At 39.6% G+C, this 25,469-nt stretch carries 24 protein-coding genes; 6 read left to right on the top strand and 18 right to left on the bottom strand.

The annotated features are described in order from the left end of the window. Window positions 1–81: 81 nt before the first annotated feature. The 4 genes from KHA99_RS19545 (at window position 82) to KHA99_RS19530 (ending at window position 5,015) form a co-directional block, all read left to right on the top strand. Window positions 82–405: a YnfA family protein gene (locus tag KHA99_RS19545; protein ID WP_372447626.1), complete on the top strand. Its 324-nt coding sequence runs from the start codon at window positions 82–84 to the stop codon at window positions 403–405. 505 nt (window positions 406–910) lie between these two features. Further along, entirely contained in the window at window positions 911–2,389 is a 1,479-nt protein-coding gene (locus tag KHA99_RS19540) for a flavin monoamine oxidase family protein (protein ID WP_372447620.1), read from the top strand. A 223-nt stretch (window positions 2,390–2,612) separates the two neighbouring features. Continuing rightward, on the top strand, window positions 2,613–3,785 hold the full coding sequence (locus KHA99_RS19535) for an MFS transporter (protein ID WP_213119754.1): 1,173 nt from the start codon (window positions 2,613–2,615) through the stop codon (window positions 3,783–3,785). A gap of 354 nt (window positions 3,786–4,139) precedes the next feature. After that, window positions 4,140–5,015, top strand: coding sequence for a DMT family transporter (locus KHA99_RS19530; protein WP_213119172.1), 876 nt, complete (start codon window positions 4,140–4,142; stop codon window positions 5,013–5,015). 322 nt (window positions 5,016–5,337) lie between these two features. Here KHA99_RS19530 and KHA99_RS19525 read toward each other — a convergent pair whose 3' ends face one another. Continuing rightward, complete coding sequence (locus tag KHA99_RS19525) at window positions 5,338–5,604, bottom strand: hypothetical protein (protein ID WP_213119171.1); 267 nt, start codon at window positions 5,602–5,604, stop codon at window positions 5,338–5,340. Between the two features lie 324 nt (window positions 5,605–5,928). After that, window positions 5,929–6,414, bottom strand: a complete 486-nt coding sequence (locus KHA99_RS19520) for a DinB family protein (protein WP_213119170.1) — start codon at window positions 6,412–6,414, stop codon at window positions 5,929–5,931. 352 nt (window positions 6,415–6,766) lie between these two features. On the opposite strand from KHA99_RS19520, the gene KHA99_RS19515 reads away from it, so the two are divergent. Then, the gene (locus KHA99_RS19515; RefSeq protein ID WP_213119169.1) at window positions 6,767–7,288 is read left to right on the top strand and encodes an ECF transporter S component; all 522 of its coding nucleotides are present in this window, start codon (window positions 6,767–6,769) and stop codon (window positions 7,286–7,288) included. Window positions 7,289–7,622: 334 nt separating this feature from the next. Then, window positions 7,623–7,883: an aspartyl-phosphate phosphatase Spo0E family protein gene (locus KHA99_RS19510; protein ID WP_213119168.1), complete on the top strand. Its 261-nt coding sequence runs from the start codon at window positions 7,623–7,625 to the stop codon at window positions 7,881–7,883. Window positions 7,884–8,272: 389 nt separating this feature from the next. Here the strand turns inward: KHA99_RS19510 and KHA99_RS19505 are convergent, their stop codons facing one another. From KHA99_RS19505 to KHA99_RS19430, 16 genes are all read right to left on the bottom strand, one after another. Beyond that, window positions 8,273–8,536: a DUF3231 family protein gene (locus KHA99_RS19505; RefSeq protein WP_307852105.1), complete on the bottom strand. Its 264-nt coding sequence runs from the start codon at window positions 8,534–8,536 to the stop codon at window positions 8,273–8,275. A gap of 328 nt (window positions 8,537–8,864) precedes the next feature. Further along, entirely contained in the window at window positions 8,865–9,413 is a 549-nt protein-coding gene (locus KHA99_RS19500; protein ID WP_213119167.1) for an NADPH-dependent FMN reductase, read from the bottom strand. Between the two features lie 43 nt (window positions 9,414–9,456). Beyond that, window positions 9,457–9,957, bottom strand: a complete 501-nt coding sequence (locus KHA99_RS19495; RefSeq protein ID WP_213119166.1) for a flavin reductase family protein — start codon at window positions 9,955–9,957, stop codon at window positions 9,457–9,459. 42 nt (window positions 9,958–9,999) lie between these two features. After that, on the bottom strand, window positions 10,000–10,293 hold the full coding sequence (locus KHA99_RS19490) for a hypothetical protein (RefSeq protein ID WP_213119165.1): 294 nt from the start codon (window positions 10,291–10,293) through the stop codon (window positions 10,000–10,002). An 84-nt stretch (window positions 10,294–10,377) separates the two neighbouring features. After that, complete coding sequence (locus KHA99_RS19485; RefSeq protein ID WP_213119164.1) at window positions 10,378–11,256, bottom strand: SMP-30/gluconolactonase/LRE family protein; 879 nt, start codon at window positions 11,254–11,256, stop codon at window positions 10,378–10,380. A 62-nt stretch (window positions 11,257–11,318) separates the two neighbouring features. Beyond that, the gene (locus KHA99_RS19480; RefSeq protein WP_213119163.1) at window positions 11,319–13,226 is read right to left on the bottom strand and encodes a sigma 54-interacting transcriptional regulator; all 1,908 of its coding nucleotides are present in this window, start codon (window positions 13,224–13,226) and stop codon (window positions 11,319–11,321) included. A 104-nt stretch (window positions 13,227–13,330) separates the two neighbouring features. Further along, on the bottom strand, window positions 13,331–14,641 hold the full coding sequence (locus KHA99_RS19475; RefSeq protein ID WP_213119162.1) for a TRAP transporter large permease: 1,311 nt from the start codon (window positions 14,639–14,641) through the stop codon (window positions 13,331–13,333). A gap of 40 nt (window positions 14,642–14,681) precedes the next feature. After that, window positions 14,682–15,140: a TRAP transporter small permease gene (locus KHA99_RS19470; protein ID WP_213119161.1), complete on the bottom strand. Its 459-nt coding sequence runs from the start codon at window positions 15,138–15,140 to the stop codon at window positions 14,682–14,684. Window positions 15,141–15,293: 153 nt separating this feature from the next. Then, the gene (locus KHA99_RS19465) at window positions 15,294–16,358 is read right to left on the bottom strand and encodes an LLM class flavin-dependent oxidoreductase (protein ID WP_213119160.1); all 1,065 of its coding nucleotides are present in this window, start codon (window positions 16,356–16,358) and stop codon (window positions 15,294–15,296) included. 469 nt (window positions 16,359–16,827) lie between these two features. After that, a complete protein-coding gene (locus tag KHA99_RS19460) occupies window positions 16,828–18,447 on the bottom strand; it encodes a long-chain fatty acid--CoA ligase (protein WP_213119159.1) in 1,620 nt (539 codons plus the stop codon). 103 nt (window positions 18,448–18,550) lie between these two features. Continuing rightward, window positions 18,551–19,345, bottom strand: a complete 795-nt coding sequence (locus KHA99_RS19455) for an enoyl-CoA hydratase/isomerase family protein (protein ID WP_213119158.1) — start codon at window positions 19,343–19,345, stop codon at window positions 18,551–18,553. Window positions 19,346–19,382: 37 nt separating this feature from the next. Further along, entirely contained in the window at window positions 19,383–19,802 is a 420-nt protein-coding gene (locus KHA99_RS19450; RefSeq protein WP_213119157.1) for a PaaI family thioesterase, read from the bottom strand. A 60-nt stretch (window positions 19,803–19,862) separates the two neighbouring features. Further along, window positions 19,863–21,095, bottom strand: coding sequence for an acyl-CoA dehydrogenase family protein (locus tag KHA99_RS19445; RefSeq protein ID WP_213119156.1), 1,233 nt, complete (start codon window positions 21,093–21,095; stop codon window positions 19,863–19,865). 28 nt (window positions 21,096–21,123) lie between these two features. Beyond that, window positions 21,124–23,247, bottom strand: a complete 2,124-nt coding sequence (locus KHA99_RS19440) for an acetate--CoA ligase family protein (protein ID WP_213119155.1) — start codon at window positions 23,245–23,247, stop codon at window positions 21,124–21,126. A 248-nt stretch (window positions 23,248–23,495) separates the two neighbouring features. Next, window positions 23,496–24,245, bottom strand: coding sequence for an SDR family NAD(P)-dependent oxidoreductase (locus tag KHA99_RS19435; protein WP_213119154.1), 750 nt, complete (start codon window positions 24,243–24,245; stop codon window positions 23,496–23,498). Window positions 24,246–24,589: 344 nt separating this feature from the next. Further along, complete coding sequence (locus tag KHA99_RS19430; protein ID WP_213119153.1) at window positions 24,590–25,336, bottom strand: SDR family NAD(P)-dependent oxidoreductase; 747 nt, start codon at window positions 25,334–25,336, stop codon at window positions 24,590–24,592. Window positions 25,337–25,469: the final 133 nt, after the last annotated feature.

Below are 25,469 nucleotides of genomic sequence, written 5' to 3'. Positions count from 1 at the left end.
CACCAGTTTGTGATTTGACCTAAATTTAATTGAAAAATATAATTCCAATTAGATAGGCTTTTGAAAGGTGTATGTCATTTGATTAAATCAATTGTGTTATTTATACTTGCAGGACTTGCCGAAATTGGCGGCGGTTATCTAGTTTGGCTATGTTTAAGAGAAGGTAAACCATTGTATTGGGGAATTTTCGGAGGATTTATCCTTGCATTATATGGTGTCATAGCAACATTTCAATCATTCCCATCCTTCGGCAGAGTATATGCTGCGTATGGAGGAGTATTTATCGTTCTATCTATCTTATGGGGATGGGGAATTGATCGAAAAGCTCCTGACTTATATGACTGGATTGGTGCGGGAATATGCTTAATTGGAGCTGCCGTGATCTTGTTTGCACCTCGCCAATAAAACTTTAAAAAATGAGAAACATCTGAGTGATGTTCCTCATTTTTTTTGACCTAATTTTCGATTTCAAACAAAATATTTGCGAATCCGAGCAGAATAATTATGGAATTCCCCTTTTTTATTTGCGATTCCCCCCGTTTTAGATGCGGACCTAAACATGAAGACGCTGCCCCCGCAAGTTATTTGCTAAAAATCCCTATTTAATTTCGAATCCCCTCCTTTTATTTGCGAATCGCCCCGGAATATTTACGGACCTTAACAAGTAACGGCTGCATCTACAAGTTAATTGCGAAAACGCTAAGTTTAATTGCGAATCTCCTCCTTTTATTTGCGAATCCCCCTGTTATATTTGCGAAAAGAATCAATACAAGAAGAGGCACCCTCTCTTTTTGTTTAAATACATAAATACATAAATAAATGATGCATCAGAACCGTCCCCATGCATCACACATAGACATCTCAACCAGTGAATAAAATGTATTAATCCTTATTTAAACGAGGTAGTGAGATGCCAATAAATATGAATGGACCAATAACATTATCACCCCAACAAATGATTCACATGATTAGGAATGGGCTTGATAAAACACAAACTCCTAAGCAGATTACCGTAGTCGGTGCGGGAATTGCAGGGCTTGTGGCAGCCTCCCTATTGAAGGAGGCGGGGCACAAGGTTACTATTTTAGAAGCCAACAGCATGGTGGGCGGCCGTATTTATACGATTCGCAGCCCATTCAGCAATGGACTTTATTTAAACGCCGGCCCTATGCGTATTCCTGATACCCATTTATTAACTCTAGAATATATTAAAAAATTTGGGTTGCCTGTAAACCCTTTTATCAACCGGACTCCCGCAGACATTCTTTATGTAAATGGGGTCATGACCCGTCTCAGCATATTTGAACAAAATCCTGAAATTCTTAACTTTCCAGTCCTGCCGAATGAAAGAGGCAAGAGCGCAGAAGAACTATGGAAATTAGCTACAGATCCGATTGTGCAATTTATTAATAAGGACCCCGAGACACATTGGCCGCTTATCGAAAAAGAATTTAAAAACCAGTCACTTGGAACGTTCTTAAATTCTTACCATTATAAATTTGGAACGACTTTCTCTGATGGTGCCATTGATATGATTGATGTCCTTCTCGATTATGAAGCTTTTATGGGGATGTCGTTTCTAGAAGTGTTCCGTGAAACGGCGGGCTTTAGAACCAATCGTTTCTATGAAATCACTGGTGGAATGGATCTGCTTCCGAAGGCATTTTTGCCTCAATTAAAAGAGGATATTTGGTTCAATCATCGGATAACAAAAATTGTCCAACATGACAAAGGTGTAGCCATCCATTCGACTGATCCTCGTACAATAACTAATTCGACTACTACTAGTGATCTTGCCATCATTACCATCCCCTTTTCTGTTTTACGATTTGTAACTATTGAACCCTACCATTCTTTTTCTTATTACAAACACAGAGCCATTCGTGAAATCAACTATATGGCCGCCACTAAAGTTGGAATTCAGTTTAAGAGCCGTTTTTGGGAAAGGTACGGCCAATACGGCGGTAAATCTATCACAGACCTGCCCATCCGGTTCACCTATTACCCGAGTCGAGGGATCGGCACATCTGAACCTGCTGTTGTGGTCGCAAGCTATACATGGGCGGATGAAGCGATGACATGGAATGGTTTATCAAACGAAGATCGAATTCAATTCGCCTTAAAGAATTTAGCTGAAATATTTGGTAACCAAGTCTATTCTGAATTTGTTTCGGGTACTTCTTATAGCTGGGTCGATAATCCGCTGGCCACTGGAGCGGTTGTGGCATTTGAGCCCGGCCAAGAAAATGAATTGTTTCCTTATATGACAATGCCAGAAGGCAGAGTTCACTTTGCCGGAGAACATACGACACTTACCCACGGTTGGATGCAGGGTGCAATTGAATCAGGCATTCGCGTTGCCAATGAAGTGAATCATCTGCCAATCTAGAAAAAAGGATGGGTTTCCCCTTGTTTTTTACGGGGAAAACCCATCTTTTTTTCATTAATCACCAATTGTCCTCCCAAAAAATGCTTTTACAAATTAAGGCTTGAAAAAGTGACAATTATATGAAGCTGAGATATTATTAAAAAAGGAAAAAATTTGTACCACAAAATATCGCTTTGCTATTGATTGGAGGAGCACACCATTGGAAACAGCATCACAACCCATAATGAAAGGAAAAGAACCCCTTTTTCGCCGGGGTGTTTTTACCTTCAGCGGATCACATTTTTTAAATGATTTAGTGACCACAGGTATGGTTCCGGCACTGGTTGTGCTTTACAAACAAGCCTTTGACCTAAACTATACCCAGTCCACTTTAGTGGTTTTAATGTCTTATCTAACATCCTCCGTCTCCCAGCCTTTGTTTGGCATGTTCGCGGACCGTAAGCCTCGTATCTGGCTGTATCCGGCAGGAGTGTTCTGTTCGATTATGGGGCTGGCTTTAACAGGACTCGCACCATCTCTGCCTTGGCTGCTTTTATTTATTTCGATTTCCGGTCTCGGATCGGGCGCGTTCCATCCGGAAGCCTCCCGAGCAACCCACCTTGCTTCGGGATCTAAAAAAGCTCTCGCACAAGCCATTTTTCAAGTCGGTGGAAATGCAGGGCAAGCCTTTGGGCCATTATTAGTTTCTCTGTACGTTAGCCACTCCGGTATTCAGGGACTGCTATGGCTTATACCTATAGCGTTCTTGTCGCTTCTATTAACCGGCCAAATTCTGCCTTGGCTGCGTGAAAAATTAGAGACTACTAAGCTTCAATCTAAGAAACAAATAAATGGAGACAACAATTTACTTGGAGCTACCTTGCTCTCTTGTGTTATCATCCTGCGTTCCTGGTGCCAAATTGGCGTTGTCGTCTTTTTGCCTTTTTACTTGCACAACCTCACCATTCAACAGTCAGAGATTCTTAGCTTTGTCTTTGTCGGGGCAGGAGCACTTGGTACTTTTGTCGGCGGGGTTCTGGCAGACAAACTTGGCATGAAACGTTTACTGGTCAGTTCCATGCTGCTTGCAACACCGTTTGCTCTTATTTTTCCACATGTACATGGGGTGTTGTCGGTTCTCGTATTGCTCTTGTTTGGTTTCAGTGTTCTTTCATCTTTCTCGGTCAGTGTGGTTTACATGCAGCGCATGCTTCCGAAGAACATTGGTCTGGCCTCCGGTCTTTCGATTGGTTTCGGCGTAGGTGCCGGTGGGATTGGATCCGTGTTTATGGGCGGTATCTCAGACATCTTTGGGATCGCGACCGTCTTCACCATTCTCTCGCTGCTTCCGCTTGCTGGCTCGCTGATTGCGGTCTTTTTACCGAATGATCGTATGGAAAAGAAACTAGCTGCTTGATGAAATGAGAAAACATATAGTGAATAAACTTTCTATTAATATGTTCAATGTTCTTATTAGTAAATGAACGAAGGAAAGACGACTGCATTCTTTTAGTGCAACCGCTAAAGATTACAGAAAAAAGAAATGGCTCAGTGAACTGAGCCATTTCTTTTTTCATATATAGAACTGCAACTGTTTGCTATAATTAAACACAGAAAATTTTTAATATAAGAGGTGAATCAAAATGTATTGGACTCCATTATTTGAAAATGATGTACCAGTAGCACACTTCTGCTCTTAATGGAGAGAAGGTGACTACATCTCTCCGTTTAGGGCATTTTTGACCTAAAAAAAGACGGAGGGTATAAAAAAATGAAAAACACCTTATTAGGTTCTATATATTTAACTTTAGCCGCCAGTATCTGGGGTGGCATGTATGTTGTTGTCAAAGTTGTAGTAGCGGTCATACCTCCACTAGAACTTGTGTGGATGCGTTATTTAGTGGCTATTGTCGCACTTCTCATCATCGGCTTCATAACCCGACAAAAATGGGGAATTGAGAAACGTTATTTCTTATTAATTATAGCTATCGGCGTAATTGGTAACGCCATCTCAATTGTTGCACAGGAAACGGGGACAATGCTGTCCACAGCACAAATGGGAGCCATTATAACTTCTTCAACACCCGCGTTTATGGTTATTTTTGCTCGCTTCCTTCTTAAAGAACGATTGACGTTAAAAAAGGGGCTTTCCGTTTTTCTAGCGACGATTGGAGTTTTTCTCATTGTCGGAATCGGAGATGTGGATTTATCAAGTAAACTTGGTGGTATTGCACTGCTTATTGCTGCATTAACGTGGGCACTTATGTCTGTACTTGTAAAGCATTTGCCGAGTGACTATTCACAAATTGTGGTAACCACCTATTCCATCGCGGTAGCCCTAATCGTGTTGACCCCTTTTGTTTTGCCGCGGTTAAACGAAATTAATATTTCTGAATTGACTCATCCGACAATTTGGGGAGGACTCTTATATTTGGGTATTGTCTCAACATCAGGTGGATTCCTACTTTGGAATCGCGGTTTACAAATGCTTAACGCCTCAAGTGGGGGGATATTTTTCTTCTTTCAACCCGTGGTTGGGACATTACTTGGATGGCTTATTCTTGGAGAAACCATAGGTATCACATTTTGGATAGGCTCTTTTCTGATTCTCACAGTTGTTATATTCGATATCATCGAGAAAAAATAGTACTAAAAACCCCTTAAACAGAATTTGATGGGGTTTTGCTTCATTTTTCTTTAAAAAAGATCTCTGTTCTGGAACTAGCATGAACCGTTAGCACAACAAAAAAAGAGCCGCCATAGCGACCTCCATCGTGAACTCTCGTACCCTTTAAGTACAATACTTCACAATCATTTTTTTCACCTCAATAAATTCAATCCTCTAAATGTGTTGTCTATGCAAAAAGACGCCTTCTTATTAAAGAAAAGCGCCCGATTGTTGGATTTATTATTAGTAAATCTTTAGGGGGTGTAACTAAATTTACATTTTTATTTATTCTTGTCTAATCTCATTGCCGGTACATTAACTGTACTTTTTCAAGATCACTTATAAAGAGGTTAATTTCCTCTTGGCTCAACAGTATGGGCATTTGATCATATAAAGTAATGATTTGACCATCTATGTCATTCCGGTGTTTTTTCAAATAATCATAAAGACTTTTTAACTGGCTTTGTTTAATAGTCGATTCTGTGGTGAAATGTTTTACTTTCTGTAAAGAAAATTCGTTCATGAGTTCGTCAAACTCACCCGAAATAATGCTCCCCGTCAGCAACATGTGATCACTCCTAAACAAAAAGGTTAGTTTCTGTTAGTTTAACCAAAAATTTCAAATTCATATTAAGACCACTGCTAGAAAGTTGAAGAACAATATTTGGCCCAATTCAAAAAGGACTTTTTAAGAATGGCGCCCTATAATGGAATAAATAAAAAATGATCTCAATCATAAAATCAATTATTGTCATCTTTTACTAAAGCACCCGTTTACTTTAAGTACAATTCTTCACAAACTCATATTTCTCCACAAAAATTGAACATGCAGCAGTACCTGGAAAAGGCGATTAAAGTAAACATAAACCGACTAAATTAATACCGCTTTAAATTATTTATTCAAATGAGAGGAAAGACCCCGACCTATAAGGTTTGCAGAAACTGGCTTTTTTCCTAATTCCCTTGCCCAAATTGATAACTGTCCTATATGGTGAATTTCGTGAGCAATGGCATGTCGCATGATTTCACCCCAAGTATCCGTCACAATTCTTCCATCTGGTAAAGTATCGTAAAATAATTGATTTTCCATGCTAGCATCCCAATTGTTCACAAAGTTTTCCACTTCTAAATGAAATTCAGCGTCCAATTTTCGAACCTTGTTCAAGTTTTTATAACTATCGAAACTCTCCTGAAAGTCAGTTTTACCTTGTAAGACACGTATCCAGCTCCATTCGACATCAACAATATGGAAAAGTGTATGCAATATACTTCCCATTCCACCCGTTCGGTCCTGCAGAAGTTCTTCTTCACTTAACTCTTCACACCAACGATACCAGTCTTCTCTTACCATCCAGTTATATCTAAAAAAAATTTGCAAAAGTGCCCCTCCCCATTTAGAAAATAAATTAACTGTTAAAATACTAGTTATAATTCTATAAGAGCAATACCAAACATTGTTAATATTACTATTTCTATATACATAGGTTGAATTCCTTGTTCAACTCCCTGCCCATTTAGTTTAATAGCAAATGGGACAGCGTAGCGATCCCCGCACCAACTGAAACTCTTTTAGAATTTTGTTGGCACATAAAAAAATGGGGAACAACCACAAAGCCTATCTTCAACTCAAGTTTATATAAGTACAAAAATAATCTTTTCTTCTACTTGATTTAGGTATATATTTAATATTTGATATATTATTTTACTTTTTAGAAAAGAAGAGGTTAGATATGAATTCGACATTTTCAACAACAGAATCAACAAAAACAAAAGCCATTGTCATCAGTGCACTTTTCATTGCCTTAACCTTCGTAGCCACGATGTTCATCAACTTAAGGCTCCCAATCATGGGGAACGGTGGTCTAATCCATTTGGGTAACGTTCCTCTTTTTATCGCAGCCTTGGTTTACGGTAAAAGAACCGGAGCCATTGCTGGGGCGTTTGGTATGGGTTTGTTTGATATTGTCTCAGGATGGGCATTATGGTCACCGTTTACCTTTGTCATCGTAGGTACAATGGGCTTTGTAGTCGGTCTCATTGCCGAAAAGGTGCCCGGAAAAAGGGTACTTGTATATTCTCTAGCCGTTGTAGCTGCACTAGTCATAAAAGTTGTGGGCTACTATTTCACCGAAGTCATCCTCTACGGGAACTGGATCCAGCCATTCGGCTCCATCCCTGGAAACATAATGCAGGTCGTAATAGCAGGCATCATTGTAGTTCCTCTTGTAGGACGCCTAAAGAAAAAAGGGTAACATGGTTCATGGGGACGGTTCTCTTGTTGCATTTTGGATGAACACATATCTATGAACAAATAAGATAAGGAACAAGAACCGTCCTTGGGTAAATAGGGACGGTTTTATTGTTTCAATTTGGTGGTTGACACATGAACACACCTCTTAGAACTAGAAAGTTGATGCACAAGAACCGTCCCCATGCATCAGTGCGTCGAAAGTCGATGAATTTCGTCGCTTTTTATCTTTTTATACCTTGTTTTATCGAAAACGTTCTACGGAAGTCTGAAAATGTTATAATACTTTTTGTGTTAATTTAATTATTAAACAAACATTTTCGGGGTGTGTTTTTGCAATGGGACAAGCACAATTAGCAGAAGCTATACGTAATAAAAGAGCCGAGATGATTCAAATAGGGATGTCAAAGGGACTTGATAGTGAAGAAACCATTTATTGCAGTCAAGAGCTAGATGACCTTTTAAATGAATATAACAGATTACTATCACAACCCAAACGTTTTAACCCTATAAATGATTACATTGATTATTTACTCTTTCTACATAAAAGCACCTATAAAATCGTCCGGTTAGGTTATGATGCATGGGGACGGTTCTAATGCATCATTCAAGCATGAAGTGCCATGCGTGATATATTCTTTAAAAGGGTCCTTGGCACTTCTATTTTTTCAAATTGTCATCAAGATAATTAGCTGCCCTGCCATATAGAATGATAAGACAAAAAAGGCAAACACAGGAATGTGCTTACCTTTTGGACAATGTGGAAATCGATAGTTTTTTACATACTAAGTTATGTTAGGATGGGCATTCTTATTAAATGGTCTAGCCTCATGTTCTTTACCATTTTTATAAAGAATCTAACCTTGATCACGAATGTAATAACCAAATTAAACAAACGAAGTATATTCAAACTAACTCCCCCCACACTGAAATTAGTATCGGCGAACCGACACTAGCTTTATTTTGCGCTTTCAGTCCATCTCTTTATTCAATTTCCATTATTGATAATCCGGGCACGGTCCTCCATTTGTGGGGGTTCCTCGAACCATCCGTTTTTAATCTTAATTTCGAACCCTTCTTGTGCATATAAATATACATCTTTCGCAATTAAGAATGATTTCATCGATAAATCATTTCGTAAACAGAAGATGGCCCCCGCTCCCGTTCCTACAAGCCCAAATCCATTCAGTATGTAATGTAATTCAGTATGTAATGTATATGGGCAGCCATATTTGTTTAATTGGCTGCCCACACTTTTACACTTTATTCTCCTAAAATTTAAATAGTTTATAACAAGAACTTTAAGTTTTAATTTACTTCATCATTTAAATTCGGTTGGCAAAAGTATTGACATCATAGATCGTAGACAAGTACATGTCCGGCATTGATTCACGCAAATATCAACTCTGCGGCATGACATCCGCCGAAAATATTGCGTCCAGTTACATTGCCCCGGCTAGGGCAAGCTTATTAATAGATAGAAGCTATTTTAATTTATTATATTCCAAGCTCAATAAAGCCAATGATACAGCACTCATTTTTGGTGCGAAGGTTGATTTATTGATTTAGTTGTTTTTTCATTAGTTTTGCTTGACTCCCGTTAAACCTTCACTCATATAACAAAATTGCTGGCTAAATTCACGAATGCATTCCAATAGTCCCACATCTTCTACTTCATTTTTATCATTAAACTGGCTGTTATGGGCAAAAATGGTAGTTGGTACGACGTACCCATTTAAATACCCAGCAAGCGGTTTTAACTGATTTTCGGCTACTAGAAAATGCTGTTGGTTTCCTCCAGTCGTCACGAACCCCATCACTTTATGTTTGAATGCTGCCGGTGGAATTAAATCAATTAAATTTTTAAATGCACCGCTAAATGAACCTTGGAAAATAGGGGTTCCGAATACAAATCCGTCCGCCCCCATCATTTGGTCAATTACCTTTTTGGTGTCACCAGTGTAATTGGAGATTGGACGGCCGTCACAAAATTCAATTTGATAATCCCTAAGATCCAAAAATTCTATTTTCAACTCAGGATTATGGATTTTCATTGTATCTAAGATTTTTCCGATCACAATCGCTGTTTTACTCCCGACAACAGTTCCTGATATCCCTAAAATTTTCATTTCATTCCCCCCCTAAGAGTCAATAATCTAGCGAAAAGAGATTCTATTGATTTGGCCAATCTGCAGGAATTCCAGCAACATTCCGATTGTAATATAATAGGGGTTCTTTTTCGTTAACGAATAGGTCGATTACTTCGCCTAAAAGGATAAAATGGTCACCGGCATCGATTTTATTGACTGTTTTGCATTCAAAAATTCCTAAGGAATCTTTTATGATTGGCAGCCCATTTGAAGAAGTTTCCCATTGTACTTTTGAAAAACGGTCTTTTTCTTTCCCTGCAAACGCCCAGCATGCCTCTGCCTGATCTACAGCGAGGGTGTGCACGGCATATTTTCCACCTTGTAAAAATGCGTTTAACGCGGATGACCTTTTATCAATGCACCAAAGCACCATTAAAGGGTCGATGGATACAGAAGCAAAGGAATTGACGGTTAAACCAACGGGATTCTTGTTTTCATCCATCGTTGTCACAATGGTTACTCCAGTCGGATATTGCCCCATTATTTTTTTAAAAATAGATGCTCTTTCGGTGGTTTTTGTCATCTCATAATTCTCCTTCTCAGCATATTTTTTATAAAAAATCGATTATTTAATAGCTTCCTCAATGACGAAAGGTCTGACATTCCAAAAATCATTTAGTCTTTTCACAAGACCTCCATGTCCAAACCGTGTTCTTGCTGATGTCCCCATTTTCATCTTTGATTCAACAACAAAGTTGGAAAACTCGACAATGACTTGCCTTCTTGTCATTACATCCTGTATCCCCTGTTCGAAAAACCATTCATCAATTCTGTTGTAAATCCCGCGATTGATTCCAAAGTTCTTTTCAATACTTTTTTGAAAGGTATAGTCTGGAACGTTTACATTAGTCGTTAACACAACCGGTACCTCCCAACCTATTAAAATATTCATTCTTTCATATGGTACTTCCAAGGCCTTAATCGGTTAGGGCAAAATCATACTTCAAACATTCAATGCCGGAACTTTCACTTCAATTGTTTCAATTTTGCCGCACTTCAAATGAACTGCATCCACAGGGTCGGAGGTTTGTGCGGTGCAACAATAAAGGGTCCTTCCTTCTTTTCCACCCAGGGCGACAGCATAACAGTTTTGGCTAGTTTGAACCTTATCTGTTATTTCTCCCCCCTCTTTTACCCGATAAACCGCATTTTCTATAGGGTTGGATGCCCAAATGGCTCCTTCTGAGTCAATGCAAATTCCATCAGGATAAATATTGTCGAATTGAGCCCATGTCCTTCGGTTAACAAGGGTCCCATCTTTTTCTACATCAAATGCAGTCAAACAATTTCCATACGTTTCTGCGATAATCATTGTTTTTCCGTTATCAGTCAAAACAGTCCCATTTGGAAAAAGCATGTTCTCAGCAACTACCTTTACATCTCCATTCGGCTCAATACAAGCAATTGCAGCAGTTGGCAGTTCCATATTTTTCAATGCTTCCCGGCCGTATTTTTTAGCTATAGCAGAAAGATTTCCTCCGAAATTTCCGACATATGCCCTTCCTGCTTTGTCAACGAGCATGTCGTTGCAATGGTATGTGGCAATATGATTAAGATCTGCGTATTCCGTTAGCTCCCCGTTCGTTTCTAGACGGTATACTTTTCGATTGAGCATAGATACTACAAGCATCCGTCCATCAGGAAGCCAACCCAGTCCTGAAGGTTGGTCATCCAATCGGCAAACCGTTTCAACTTCACCGGTGTCCATATCAGCCTTCAATACCTGTTTGCTGAAAAAATCAGAAAACCATAAGTAACCATTATAGATTCTAGGATCCTCACTAAAGGTCAATCCAGTTATGAAGTCCGTCGTTTTGTTCACGCCTTAAACCTCTTTTCACTAATTTATGATGAATAGACACAATTTTTAGAAATTTAACCCTGTTAATCAGGTTGATTTAGCTTCCTCCATAAAGTACTGCGGCTGATGCCTAGTAATTTAGCAGCTTCTATTTTGCTTCCATTAGCTGCCTTAATGGCTTCATAAATCTGCTTCTTTTCTACCTGTTTGATTACATCCTGAAATGTATCTTGTTCCCCTATTTCTTCCTGCAGAACGATACTATTTTCATCGATTGCTTCACGGAGGTTCCTTACCAATTCTTTTCTGGTAACCATAAAAGGATGTTCTAAGTAAGCAAACATTCTCTCCAATGTATTTTCCAATTCTCTTATATTCCCCTGCCACTTATGCTCGGACAATATATAGGCTATTTCTTTACTATTTTCATTTATTAGTCGAGCAAACTGCGGATAGTGTTTCGTTGTAAAGAATTTCACCAAAGGCTCAAGGTCAGACAACCTATTTCTTAATGGCGGAAGAAACAAATTTAAGACTGCAATTCGATAATATAAATCCGTTCGAAATTCATTATTTTTAACCTTGTCGATCAAATTTACATTCGTTGCCGAAATAACCCTTACATTAACAGGAATGGGGGTCGTGCTGCCTACACGCATGACCACTTTCTCTTGGAGAACCCTAAGAAGTTTTGCCTGCATGCTTAAAGGGATTTCTCCAATCTCATCTAAGAACACAGTCCCATTATGGGCTTTTTCAAAGAGTCCTGGTTTTCCCCCTTTTTTTGCTCCCGTAAACGCCCCTTCAATATATCCGAAGAATTCAGATTCAAGCAGGTTATCAGGAACAGCAGCACAGTTGATGGCAATAAAGGGCTGGTCTTTTCTGTAGCTTTTATTGTGGATGCTTTGGGCAAACAATTCCTTCCCTGTACCGCTTTCCCCAAGAATTAAAACATTGGAATCGGTCCGGGAAAATTTGATTGCCTTTTTGATAGTGGTTACTATTCCTTGGCTTGCACCAACGATGTCTTCAAATTGGTATTCGGCCGTATTGGGTTTGCTATACATTTTGCGTCTTATTCTGTTTCCGCTTTCTTGAACGGCATTAATATCGGAAAAGATGCCGACCATCCCATCATAATGATGGTCTACAACAATCGGAAATGTACTCAGCAAGAAATTCTTGTCTTTAAAGGAGACAATTTGTTCCTTTATCCCTTTTTTCCATTCAGTATTACCAATACCTTTTGTATCAACAAGAATTTCTTTTACGTGTAATCCACGCAGGTCTTTTTCCTCGATTCCAAGGAGACCAGTGGCTTTGCGGTTGACATTGACTATATGTCCAGTATCGCTGGATATAATTACTCCTTCATTAAAATTCTCCATAATGTAATTTTCTCTTTGAGAATTTCTTTTTTCTTCGAAACGGGCATTTAGAATACCTAAAGCAATATCAACTGCCAGATTAATACTTTCTTCTCCGTACCAGACAATTCCATGCATTCCATTTTCTTTTGCGAGTCCTGTAATCAGCCCTGCACCAATTACAACAGATTGATGATTTTCCCTTAGCTGAGTAATGATGGTCTCGGCATCATTCCATGTCTCATACGTATATTGGTGAATCCTAATTTTAAAGAGCGATTCAAGCTGCTCTATATTTTGATCAATTATATAATCTTTAAAATTGATTAAGTTGACTTCATCGCTATGTTGGCATCCCTTTTGAAGGGCATTCAGGAGATCATTGACCTGCAGCCTGATCGGAACTATTTGCCCGAGCAAATTTTGTTCTTTAAACACTTTATAAATTGCTGGACCACAAATAACAACATCTTCATTACTGATGACATTCTTGTTATCAAGAATACGCTGACCTACCATTGATTCAATGACAAGCCCTTTTATCGTCCTATTTTTCTTTTCTATTGCCCTTTTAATTAAGTCGTCCAATGGCGATGAACCTGATATAATAAGTCTTGCCATTTTCTTTCCTCCCAAGATTCCCCTTACTTTGCCAAACTTCATCTAATTTTGACTACAACATTTATTATACACCTTGTAATCGAAATATTCTGAACAAAGAGAAACTATTTCACCGAGGTCGGTAAGAACAAAGCAATTTCAGGGAATATATACAATAATGCTATTAACACGAGAATCGGTATGACAAAGATGATAGCACCTTTAAATATACTTGCTAAATCCAGTTCTTTTACCACTCCATTCAGAACATAACAGTTCATTCCCACGGGAGGAGTGATTAAGGCCATTTCCACTACTAAAACAATAATGACGCCAAACCAAATTAAATCAAACCCAAGCGCTTCTACTAACGGGAGTATAATGGGAATCGTAACCACAACCATTGAGAGGGAGTCCATGACACAACCAAGGACCATGTACATTAAAATAATAAGGACAAAAATCATCGTTGCGGATAAATCTCTCCCGAAAAGGAAGTCCGATATCATCTGCGGAACTCTAGTAATCATCAAAAAGTAGTTTAAGATAAATGCCCCCATGACTATGGCAAAAATAAATCCTGTTGTTTTAATCGTTTCATAAACAGTAGCCGTTATTTTCTCCTTTGTTAATTTCCTGCGCATAAAGCCAATTGCAAACGCACCAAGAGCACCGACTCCTGCAGATTCTGTAGCACTGAAAAATCCTACATACATTCCGCCAATAACGATAATAAACAAAACGACGATCCAAATAGTAGGTTTTAGAGAGCTAAACTTCTCTTTCCAGCTTATCTTTTCCTCTTCTTTCGTCTTTATATGATGGTTTGGATTTATGAATATAGCGATTGAAATCGCCAGCATAAATAAAAGAGTTAGGAGAATCCCGGGAATAATTCCTGCAATTAACAGTTTCCCAATCGATTGTTCAGTCATCATTCCATAGACGATAAACATTGTACTTGGGGGAATCAAAATTCCGAGTGTGCCTCCGGCTGCTATGGAACCCCCTGTTAAGCTTTTGCTATATCCAGCATTTAACATTTCTTTGGCTGCCATGACTCCCATCGTCCCGGTAGTGGCCAAACTGGAACCGGAAGCGGCAGCGAACATGGCGGAAGCCCCGACTGTGGCAATACCTAATCCGCCTTTTAATTGGTTGAGCCAGTTCCGGAAGGCCGTGAACAATTCCGTTGTCAGGTCCGAATAATATAGTAACTGTCCCATCAGAACAAATAGGGGAATTGTACTTAACGTATAAGAAAAGCTTTGTTCCCAAACATTGGTATTAACAACAGAAAAAAGGGTTTCCCATCCTTTTAAATAAACAATCCCCAAACAGGCAGGTACGGCCATCGAGACAGCGATAGGCACCCGGAGAAACATCAGGACAAAAACCGCGATTATGACAATCATGCTTACAGTAGTTATGGACAACGTTTATCACTCCTTTATATAAACCTTGAGGCAAATTAAACTAATCTATAAATTTTTTATTGAATAATTTTTTGATCAGCTCCAAACACCAGGCTGCAAAACCGATGACCAATAAAAACTTAAAAGGATATAAAGGAATTTTTAAGAGCAAGGATGTCGTTGAGTATTCCATTTTTTGTATAAAGACCCAGATTACGACCAGGCAGAAAACTAATGTAATCAACTTCCCAATAATCCCCAATATATTTTGCAGGGATTGAGGAAATTTCTCGGTTAATATTCCTATGGAAATGTGGGAATTTGTCGATTCTGTAAAAGCCAGGGATGCAAAGATGATGACAGCCATTAGAAATTGAACAATTTCTATATCCCCGATAATTGGAACACCGATCGTCCTTGATACAGAGAAACAAAATACAAGGGCCACCATCAGCAAGAGGCCGACATAAGCAATCCATTTATTAATGTCCGTTATATATTTAATGATTTTATCAAACAATGTACCAAATCCCCTTTCTATTCATTCTTAATCAATAAGGGAAAGATTGGATGCTTCAAAAGGGGCCTTCCGGTTCCAATCATTCCATCTGAATTTTCCGACAGCCCCTATCTTGCTGCATCCTTCTATTTTGCGTTTATTCCAGCAACGACTTTAAATTTTTTGGTAGGTTTCTACATTGCAGAAATAAGGCATTACCTCTTTGGAGAACAAGTTCATCGATTTAATCACCCGATCATTAGGCTGACCGCCGATATTCATCCAACAAATAATATTATTCAGCCCTGTTTCCTTTTGGAATTTTTCAATATCTCTTCGAACTTTATCAGGAGAGCCGACAATCGCGTTTTCAGATTTAAGGAATTCATTATAATCAAGCACTTTATCCCGCTGAACCACTCCGAACACCGGACGATTATCTCGTTCAGACATATACCACATTAATCCTTCCTTAAATTCTTCATACGCCTGTTCATCAGTCTCAGCAACATATACGAAAAGGAGCTTACCTGAACGGGCCATTGCATCATTTACATAATCCTCCGAGTATCCAGCAGCAAGGGCCGTTTCCCGGTATAAACTGATTTTATGAAGAGTGTCATCGTTTTTGATTCCGCCTAATACAAACGAGTAGCCGTCCTTCGCAGCATTGATAATGGACGCGTCATTTTGAGAAACCATCACGAAGAGGGGAGGGCCGGGTTGTTGAATTGGCCTTGGGTTAATTGGAATATCACTGAAGTTAAAAAATTGACCTGAATAAGAAATCCTCGGATTGGTTAATGCTGCCTTTAAAATATCTAGAGATTCTTCGAACCTAGCATGTCTCTCATCGAAATCCACATTGTAAGCATCAAATTCTAATTTGTCATACCCTTTTCCAACCCCCACATATAAGCGGCCGTTACTAATAACGTCAACTAAAGTCATTTCTTCAGCCAGCTGCATTGGATGGTGCAAAGGTAATCTGGCAACAGCAGATCCTAATTTAATTCTTTTAGTCTGGGCCGCAGCAGCAGCTAAGTAAACGGTTGAAGAAGTGACGACCCCGTAGTCTCTGGCATTGTGTTCTGCCATCCAAGCGCTGTGGAACCCAAGTTCATCTGCCACTTTGATTTGCTCCAAACCGTTTCTTAATTCTTCGTCTTCCGATTTAAAAGGTGATTTTGAATTCAGGAAAAATAGACCAAAGCTCATTTCATTTTTGTGATTTGTCATATTAACATTCCTTTCAAAATTTATTAGCTGTTTAATATTAATAAAGAATTTAAACTTCCACTTTCGAACTAATTAATTTTTATTTGAATGGATAGCTCAACTGAAAACCCTTACAATGGAAAAATTCCTAAACATATCAATTTGACATATTCAGACAAAATCCCTTTAAAAGACACAATAAATCCCATGGGCTTTCTTTACTAAAGTGGGAAAATTCCTTTCACTTTTAATAATGCAAATATTGTGCCAACTTAATCGCTAATGGCCATTAGTCTGTGAAACCCTGCCTGGACCACCACAATTTCTATACATTTTAGGAAAAAGTCCCCTACTAAAACAAACCTTATATCCATCCAAATAATTGCTATGCGCCACGTAGCAAAATAAAACGTTTCAAAATTGAAACATATTGAAACCTTTGAAACAGGTCAAAACATTTGAAACACAAAAGTTGGAAATTATATTTGGTCTATTCTTTAACGAAAAAGTTCTCATATTCTTCGCGAAGTTTCCTTTTTAGGAACTTTCCAACACCTGTTTTCGGTACTTCCTGGATAAATAAAATGTCGTCCGGCAGCCACCATTTAGCAAACTGGGGTGCTAAATAAGCTAGCAACTCATCCCTTGTCACCTTATCTTTATAATTGTCGTGCAAAACGACAAAGGCTACAGGCCGTTCCTGCCATTTCGGATGGGGAATCGCAATGACCGCAGCTTCAAATACAGCTTCATGGGTCATTAGCGCATTCTCAAGCTGTACAGAAGAAATCCATTCGCCGCCGCTTTTGATCAAATCTTTCGTTCGGTCTACTATTTTGATATACCCGGCATCATCAATCGTTGCTATATCTCCGGAATAAAGCCAGCCTTCCTTGATAGCCTCTGCCGTTTGCTCCGGCTTTTTATAGTAATGGTCAGTAATCCATGGCCCCCTAAAGAGGACCTCCCCCATCTCTTCACCGTCCATTTTTACTTCTCCAGACTCATTTATGACATTAACATCTATCAAAGGCACTGGTATTCCCTGTTTAGTAAGCTGGTTTATTTTTTCTTCTGCTGATAGATTTTGATGATAGCTTTTTAGTTTGCTGACTGTAGCCACCGGTCCCGTTTCTGTCATCCCGTAAGCATGCATGATCGGCACGTTGTATTTTTCCATAAATGAGGAAATCAACCCTTTCGATGCAGCCGACCCACCGCATAGGATATAACGCAGGCTGGATAAATCATAACTTCTTCTATTCAATTCATTTAGAACCCCGATCCATACAGTCGGTACACCTGCCGTTATCGTTACACGTTCAGACTCTATCAATTCCAAGAGTGTTTGCGAAGTAAAGTTTGGGCCAGGCAATATTTGAGTCGTGCCAAACCAAACGGACGCAAAAGGAAATCCCCACGCGTTTACGTGAAACATCGGTACCACATGCATCGCTCGATCTTCCTCAGACAACCCCATCGTATCCGTAAGACCGAGCATCATGCTATGCAATACGATACTTCTATGGGTAGATAATACGCCTTTTGGGTTTCCGGTCGTTGCCGAAGTGTAACATAATCCAGCAGCTTCATTTTCGCCTATATCATCTGGAAACAAGAAACTATTATCACCGGTTGCAATAAGCAATTCATAGTTATAGAGATGTTTTTCCTCCGTACGGGGTAGCTCAGCCTCTTCCGACATGATGATAATTGCCTTTACGGTTGGAATTTTATCTATTATGTTCTCAATTAAAGGATATAGCCCTTTATCGACAAGCAGTATCTTGTCTTCGGCATTGTTTATAATATAAGCAAGATGTTCGGAAGAAAGCCTGATATTGATGGTGTGCAAAACCGCACCCATGCTGGGAATAGCAAAATACGCTTCCAAATGCCGGTGATCATTCCAGGCAAATGTCCCGACCCGATCTCCTCTTTTAACCCCAAGCGTTTGCAAAGCACTCGCCAACGAACGGGTTCTTTTGGCAAATTCCTCATAAGTTAAGCGGATCATGCCATTTTCAGTTCTGGAGATAACTTCTTTCGTCGGGAAGTATTTTTCTGCCCTGTACAGTAGTTTATCAATTGTTAGCCGCGTTTCCATCATAAATATCCCTCCCTGTTTTATTGGATTTTTTGGGGAGAAAAATACGCGTAGCACTAGGTCCCCAATGTTTAATAGACTGCTATTTTTTAGAAAAAATGATTTGCTATACTTCCTGGCTGTTAAACCACTCAATTGTGCCTTTTAAGCCTAGTTCATTTATTTTACGGTACATTAATTTGATTCCTTCCGCCGTATGGATAATCGCATCCTGTTCAGGTCCATACATCAAGCCTGTACGGAACCCTTGTAAATCCATAATCCGATTATGGGCCATCTTTTTCAGCTTTAGGACATCTGCTGGCGTTTTAGCAATGCCTCTTGCAATTTTAAGTGTTTCTTCTTCAAGACAATCCGCATCAAAGCATTCGGCGGCAAACCCATATTGGACAGCTTTTTCTCCACTTATCCGGCTTCCTGCTGTAAGATCTAACATTTTTGCCCGTTGCGGCCCGACATGCCAGCCCCAATAGATGCCGACAAATCCCCCGCCAAGAGGCAAGGATGGGAAACCAAATTGAGCCTTCTTATCCGTAATGACAATATCGCAGCAAGCTAGCATTTGGGTCCCTCCCGCTAAAGCAAAGCCCTGAACTTGGGCAATGACCGGTTTCGGATATTCCCACAGTCTAAGCCAGCGCCGTGTGCATTCTTCCAAGTAATCTCTGTCCTCCGTGACGCTAGGCTCCCTGTATTTGCCGACATCGTACCCGACGCTAAAAGCCCTGCCATTTCCTTTAATGATTAACACACTGATATCCTGATCTTTTTCAAGCTCGTCAAGGGCCTTGTCGAAGGCTTGGAATAGCTCCCTGCTTAGTGCATTTAATTTATCAGGACGATTTAGGATTACGTATGCAATTCTCCCTTTTTTCTCAATGAGGACTAATTGATCTTCCATAAAAATTCACCCATTCCTTGTTTTAGTATTGAATCAATTATTTCTTTGAAATATCCTTTAAAACATAAGTCGCCCTGCCAGTAGCCAGCAATTTTCCAGCTTCATCCTTGACATCGCCAACACCGACAGCAAGCAGTTTCCCTCTGTTAATGACTCTGCCTCCCGCAAAAATTCTTCCTTGTGTGGCCGGCCGAAAAAAGTTGATGTTTAGCTCCGCGGTTAAACTAATCGTCTGTTCAGACATTACGCTCCTTACAGCCGAACCAATGACCGAATCTATTAATGTAGTAATCACACCGCCGTGAACCATTCCTGCCCCTTGCAGCAATTGGTCCTGTACTGCCAAGGATAAAGTTGCGGTTCCATCACCAATATCCTCAATTTGAAGTCCAATTAAATCCCGAAACCGATTATTTTTCATCCATTCTTCTTCACGAAGAACCAATTCATTTTTCATAGCAAGCTCCCTAAAAATGATTTTTTTATCGGTGAATGTCCCAATCTGTCCAAAAAAATATTAGAATGTTAAATCTCCGCTTAGTAAACTTTTTGCAATGGTTCGGCGGTGAATTTCTGAGGTGCCATCCGGAATTCTTACAATCCTTGCCAGGCGGTATCCCTGCTCTAATCCAAGTTCATTGGAAATCCCTACCCCACCATGGATTTGCATGGCCCGATCATAAACTCTTCCCATCATTTCCGTACAAAAAGCCTTTACCATTGAAATTTCCTTACGAGGTTGTTTTTTACTACTTTCAATCTTCCAGGCACAGTTAAGGGCCATATTTCTGGCTGCATAAATATCCATAGCAGATTCTGCAAGCATAGCTTGAATCATTTGATGTTCTTTAATTGGCTTACCAAAGGTTTTACGAATTTCCGCATATTCTACTGCCTTCTTTAATGCCCATTGAGCAGAACCGATACATTTCCCGCTCATCCCAAGTCTTCCCGTATTAATACCATTTATGGCGATAGAAAAGCCCTTATCGACTTCCCCAATTACATTTTCATCTGGGATCCGGAGATTATCGATACTAATGATACATGCTTCTCCCCCTAACTCACCCATAACTGGGATAACGGAGTCAACGGAGAACCCCTCTGTACTCGTTTCAACGAAGAAGCAGGTAATGCCGCCTTTTCTTTGCGCTTTCAATTCCGGATTTGTCACGGCGAACAGCATGCAATAATCAGCGTGGGCAGCATTTGTAATCCATTGTTTGCTGCCGTTAATGACCCATTCATTTCCTTCTTTTACGGCATTCGTTTTAATGCTCCATACATCTGATCCTGCATCCGGTTCCGTTAAACCAAAGCAAAGTGTTTTTTCCCCAGAACGGATTCCGTCTAAATATCGCTCTTTCAATTCCTCTTTTAAGCCGGTTAAAATTGGTGATAAGCCGTTGGTAAATGGTGACGGGATGACGATTGGATCAACCAGCTTATTAAATGGATACGAAATATTAATTGCCTCTTGGACGAGTAATGCTGTCATTGGCCCGAGTTGTTCTCCGCCAAGCTCTTCTGCACCAAACATCGTATAGTAGCCTGCTTTCGCCGATTCCATCCGAACAATCTTCCGTAATTCCTCCACTTTAGGGTGGTGGCGTCCATCTTCCGTATAGTAGTTCCGTTCATTGTATAACAGCTCATGATTTTCCTTTTCAAGGGGTAATACTACCTTTTCAATAAATTGTTTTAATCCTTTAATAATTTCTTGTGTTTCCTCTGGAATTGTAAAATCCATGTTCTTTCACTCCTAAATTTTTAATCTATTATTTAATATTTGAAAGTGCTTTCTTCTTTAAAGTAATCAGGGCATCCGCGACGGTTACGCCCTCCCCTTCTGCATGGACCATGATTGGATTTAGATCGATTTCCTCAATCTCATCATGGGTCGAGATGAATTGGCTGAACTTTGCTACTACTCGGCTCAATTCTTTCAGATCCCGAGGTGCGGACCCGCGAAAACCTTTTAATAAGGCTTTGCTGCGAAGTTCATCTAGCATTTCTTCTGCGGTTTTCTCGGAAATAGGTGCCTTTCGCATGACTGCATCTTTGTACACTTCGATATGAATTCCGCCTAAACCGACGAGAATCATTTGCCCGAAAACAGGGTCCTGATTTGCTCCGATGAACATTTCCACAGAATCCTTTGACAGCATTTCCTGGACTAGAATACCCTCGTATTCTGCCTTTTCGGTTAAGCTGATTTGCTGCTTAATAAAAGAAAACTTTTCTTCCAATTCTTCTTCATTCGTGATGTTTAACTGGACGAGCCCTTTGTCACTCTTATGCAAGATTTGTGGGGACATCCCTTTAAGGGCAACTGGATACCCAATTTCTCTTGCCATTATTTTTGCTTCCGCGAGTGTTGCAGCTAGTTGTTCTTTCGTGATTGGAATTCCGATATGTTTAAGTATTTCTTTACTTTTATGTTCTGTTAGCACGGATGGAAGATTGTCAAATGATACGCCGTTCATTCCGTCAAATCTAGCAGTCTCGAATTCTTCCTTATAGAATTGGCTGAAATATTTAAGGGCTTTCATGGCATTTACCGCCCGGGAAGGATCCTCAATGACAGCTAACCGCTTTTCCATAAATGATTTTTTCGAAGCCTCCGAGTTCAGCGAAACGGTAATAATCGGAGTTTCTTTATACTTTCCGGCAATGTTAGAAATGGATCGAATGTGGTTTTGCGCATGTTCAGGATACAGTCCGCCAAAGGCTAGGAAAACAATAGCGGAGTCGTACTCCCCGCTGGAAAGAACAATTTCCATAAAATCTTGTAATAAATTTTGCCTTGTGTTTAATTGTGCGGTTGTATCAATTGGATTTTTTACTCCTGCAATCGGCAGAAGATCACTAAGCTGCTGCTGCACTTCAACTGAAGGCTCCGGTACAGTTAACGATGCTTCCGTCAATTGGTCTGCTAGCAGAATGCCAACTCCACCCGATACGGTAAAGACAGCCGCTTTATCTCCTTTTGGGAGCGGAAGCATGGAGCAAGCGTAGGCTGCGTCGATAAATTCTTCAATCGTTTCGGCCCGATATACTCCGTACTGTTTTGCAATGGCATTAAACACTTGATCCGATCCGGCTAAGGAACCTGTATGCGAAAGGGCAGCTCGTTGTCCTGCATTCGTTTTTCCAACCTTAAAGGCAATTACAGGTTTTTTCTTTTCAGCAGCCAGTTTAAATGCGTTGATTAACTTATTTCCATCCTTAATGCCTTCCATATAGCAAGCGATTACATCTGTATCCGGATCTTCAGCAAGGAATTCAATACAATCCGCCACATCGATATCGCTTTCATTTCCAGTTGCGACAAAATGGCTGAAGCCGATAAAATTTTGTCTAGCGAGCGTAAAAACGTGGGAACCAAATGCTCCGCTTTGACTGACAAAACCAATGTTGCCTTTAAGCGGCGTTTGCTTTTCCAAGATGGTTGAAAAAGTAGCAAATACCTCAGACTTAAGGTTAAACATTCCAAGTGTGTTGGGTCCTAGTATCCTAATCCCGCTTTTCTTTGAAATCGCCGTCATTTCTTCCTGCAGTTTTCTTCCCTCTTCACCAATTTCGGAAAAGCCGGAGCTAAAGATGACCGCTGCCTTAACCCCTTTTTCTGCACATTGTTTTAATACGTTGACTACCAATTTGCTCGGCAGTGAAATGATCGCTAAATCGATATCTTCTACTATGTCTAGAAGGCTGGAATAACACTTCAAACCAGATATTTCGTTGTAATTTGGATTTATCGGAAAAATTTGGCCTTTATAGCCATTTCTTTGTAAATAATTTAAAGGTCTTCCGCCCAATTTATTGCTGTCGGGACTTGCCCCGATAATCGCGATACTCTTGGGTTGAAAAAGAGCCTCTAAACTTTTCTGTGAAGCCATTCGATTACTCCTCTCTATTTGAAATTAATATCCTTATCATTAATACTTGCAATAATCGTGCCAATCTAAATTTCCACTATAAAACCCAGCAAATTCTGATTTTCCACCACAAACTTGTTAGAACTTTTTTAGACGGCACATTTTGTGTTTCATCTTTGAAACATCAAGGTTCCAAAAATAACACGCTCATGTTTTGACAAAAAAGGCACTTGGAATAGAGTGCAATTCCAAGCGCCTTTTCATCATAATTATTGAGCTGTATATCCGCCATCGATAATTAACTCTGAACCAGTTACAAATCGGGACTCATCCGAAGCTAAATAAAGGGCACCATAGGCAATATCAATCGGTTTCCCTAAACACTTCATAGGGATTTTTTCACTCAAAAAGTGTTTGCCGTCTTTGCCGCCCGACATTGCTGTTTCAATGACTCCTGGATGAATGGAATTCACCCGAATAAAGTCCTTAGCTAGTTCCAATGCTGCAGATTTGGTCATTAACCTAACTGCACCCTTTGAGGCATGGTAGGCAGTACTTCCTGGAGTTCCAACCAAGCCTGATCCAGATGAGGTATTGATGATTGATCCTTTACCTGATGTTTTCTTAATTAATGCTGCTCCATACTTCATTCCTAAAAAAGTTCCTGCGGAGTTAACGGATTGAATCTTTAAAAATTCATCCACAGTTGTTTCTGCTAATCCATTTCTGCTTAAAATTGCCGCATTGTTTAAAAGAATGTCCAATTGGCCAAATTCTGCTTCTGTTTTCAAGATGACTTCTTGCCAATCCTCTTCAACAGAGACATCATGCCTGATGCCAATTGCTTCTCCTCCCTGCATTCTAATGGCTTCGACAGTCTTTTGAAGGGCTTCTTCGTTAATATCGGTTACAACTACCTTTGCACCATTTTCAGCAAATAATATGGCTTCCTCTCTACCAATACCATTTGCAGCTCCGGTAATAATTGCGACTTTATTTTCTAATCTTTTTTCTGTCATCGTACCTATCCCCTTCTCATCTTAACTATTAATGGACTATTTTCTAGGCTCTGTTATTACTGAATTTTGATTTTACTGTGTTTGAAAATAAACGGAAAAATTCCGTTTAAATTTGGAAATACCCTTATTTCCTTAAAAATAAAGGAAGTTTTTCCGTTTATTTGATCCAAATCTTTGGATTTTGTCTTATTTAGAGCAGTTAATCGGAATTTCTTCGCTTATATTTGCTTGTTAAGCTGCCTCTTTATACATTAGCCGGAAATTCTCCGCATATGAATTCTCTTACCATACGAAAATCAACAATGAATATTATCAGGGCATCTCTTAAACAGCCATTCGATACATTATTGAGCTGTAAAACCACCGTCTATCACCAACTCTGTACCTGTTACAAAACGGGACTCATCGGAACCTAAATAAAGTGCACCGTATGCAATATCAATTGGTTCCCCCAAATGAGGCCAAGGTGTTTTATCCTTTAAGAAATGTTCACCGTTTTTCGCACCGGACATGTTTGTTTCAATTACGCCAGGATGAATCGAATTCACTCGGATTAAGTCCTTTGCTAGCTCAAGCGCTGCGGATTTGGTCATAAGTCTTACAGCCCCTTTTGAAGCATGATAGGCCGTACTACTGGGACTGCCAACTATTCCGTACATGGATGATGTATTAATAATGGAACCGCCGCCAGTCTTTTTCATTAAATTTGATCCATATTTCATTCCTAAGAAAACACCAGTAGAGTTTATAGATTGGACCTTTTCAAATCTTTCCAAAGAGGTTTCCGCTAAGCCTACCCTTCCTCCGATACCGGCATTATTCATCAGAATATCTAATCCGCCCAGGTTATCCTCGACTATCGACATTACTTCTTGCCAATCCTTTTCTTTAGAAACATCTAGTTTTAAAGAAATGGCCTCTCCTCCGTTCGCCTGGATGATCCCCAATGTTTCCTGAAGCCCAGCCTCATCAATATCCGTTATTACAACCTTTGCCCCATGCTGAGAGAATAAAGCGGCTGTTCCTCTCCCAATTCCATTACCGGCTCCAGTAATCATAGCTATCTTATTTTCTAATCTTTTTAATGACATGCTTCAATCATCCTTTCTATCTATAAAAATCATTTCTTAAGTATTAATTTAAAAATTGGTTAGATTAATAAATAAAAGAGGAGACTAGGAAGAAAACATTCCTAGTCTTGAGTGATAATACTTTTTTACATAT

It is taken from the genome of Neobacillus rhizophilus (assembly GCF_018343535.1).
GTDB lineage: Bacteria > Bacillota > Bacilli > Bacillales > Cytobacillaceae > Neobacillus > Neobacillus rhizophilus.
The sequence above is the reverse complement of the archived record's forward strand: the minus strand, read 5'-3'. Positions and strand labels throughout refer to the sequence as shown.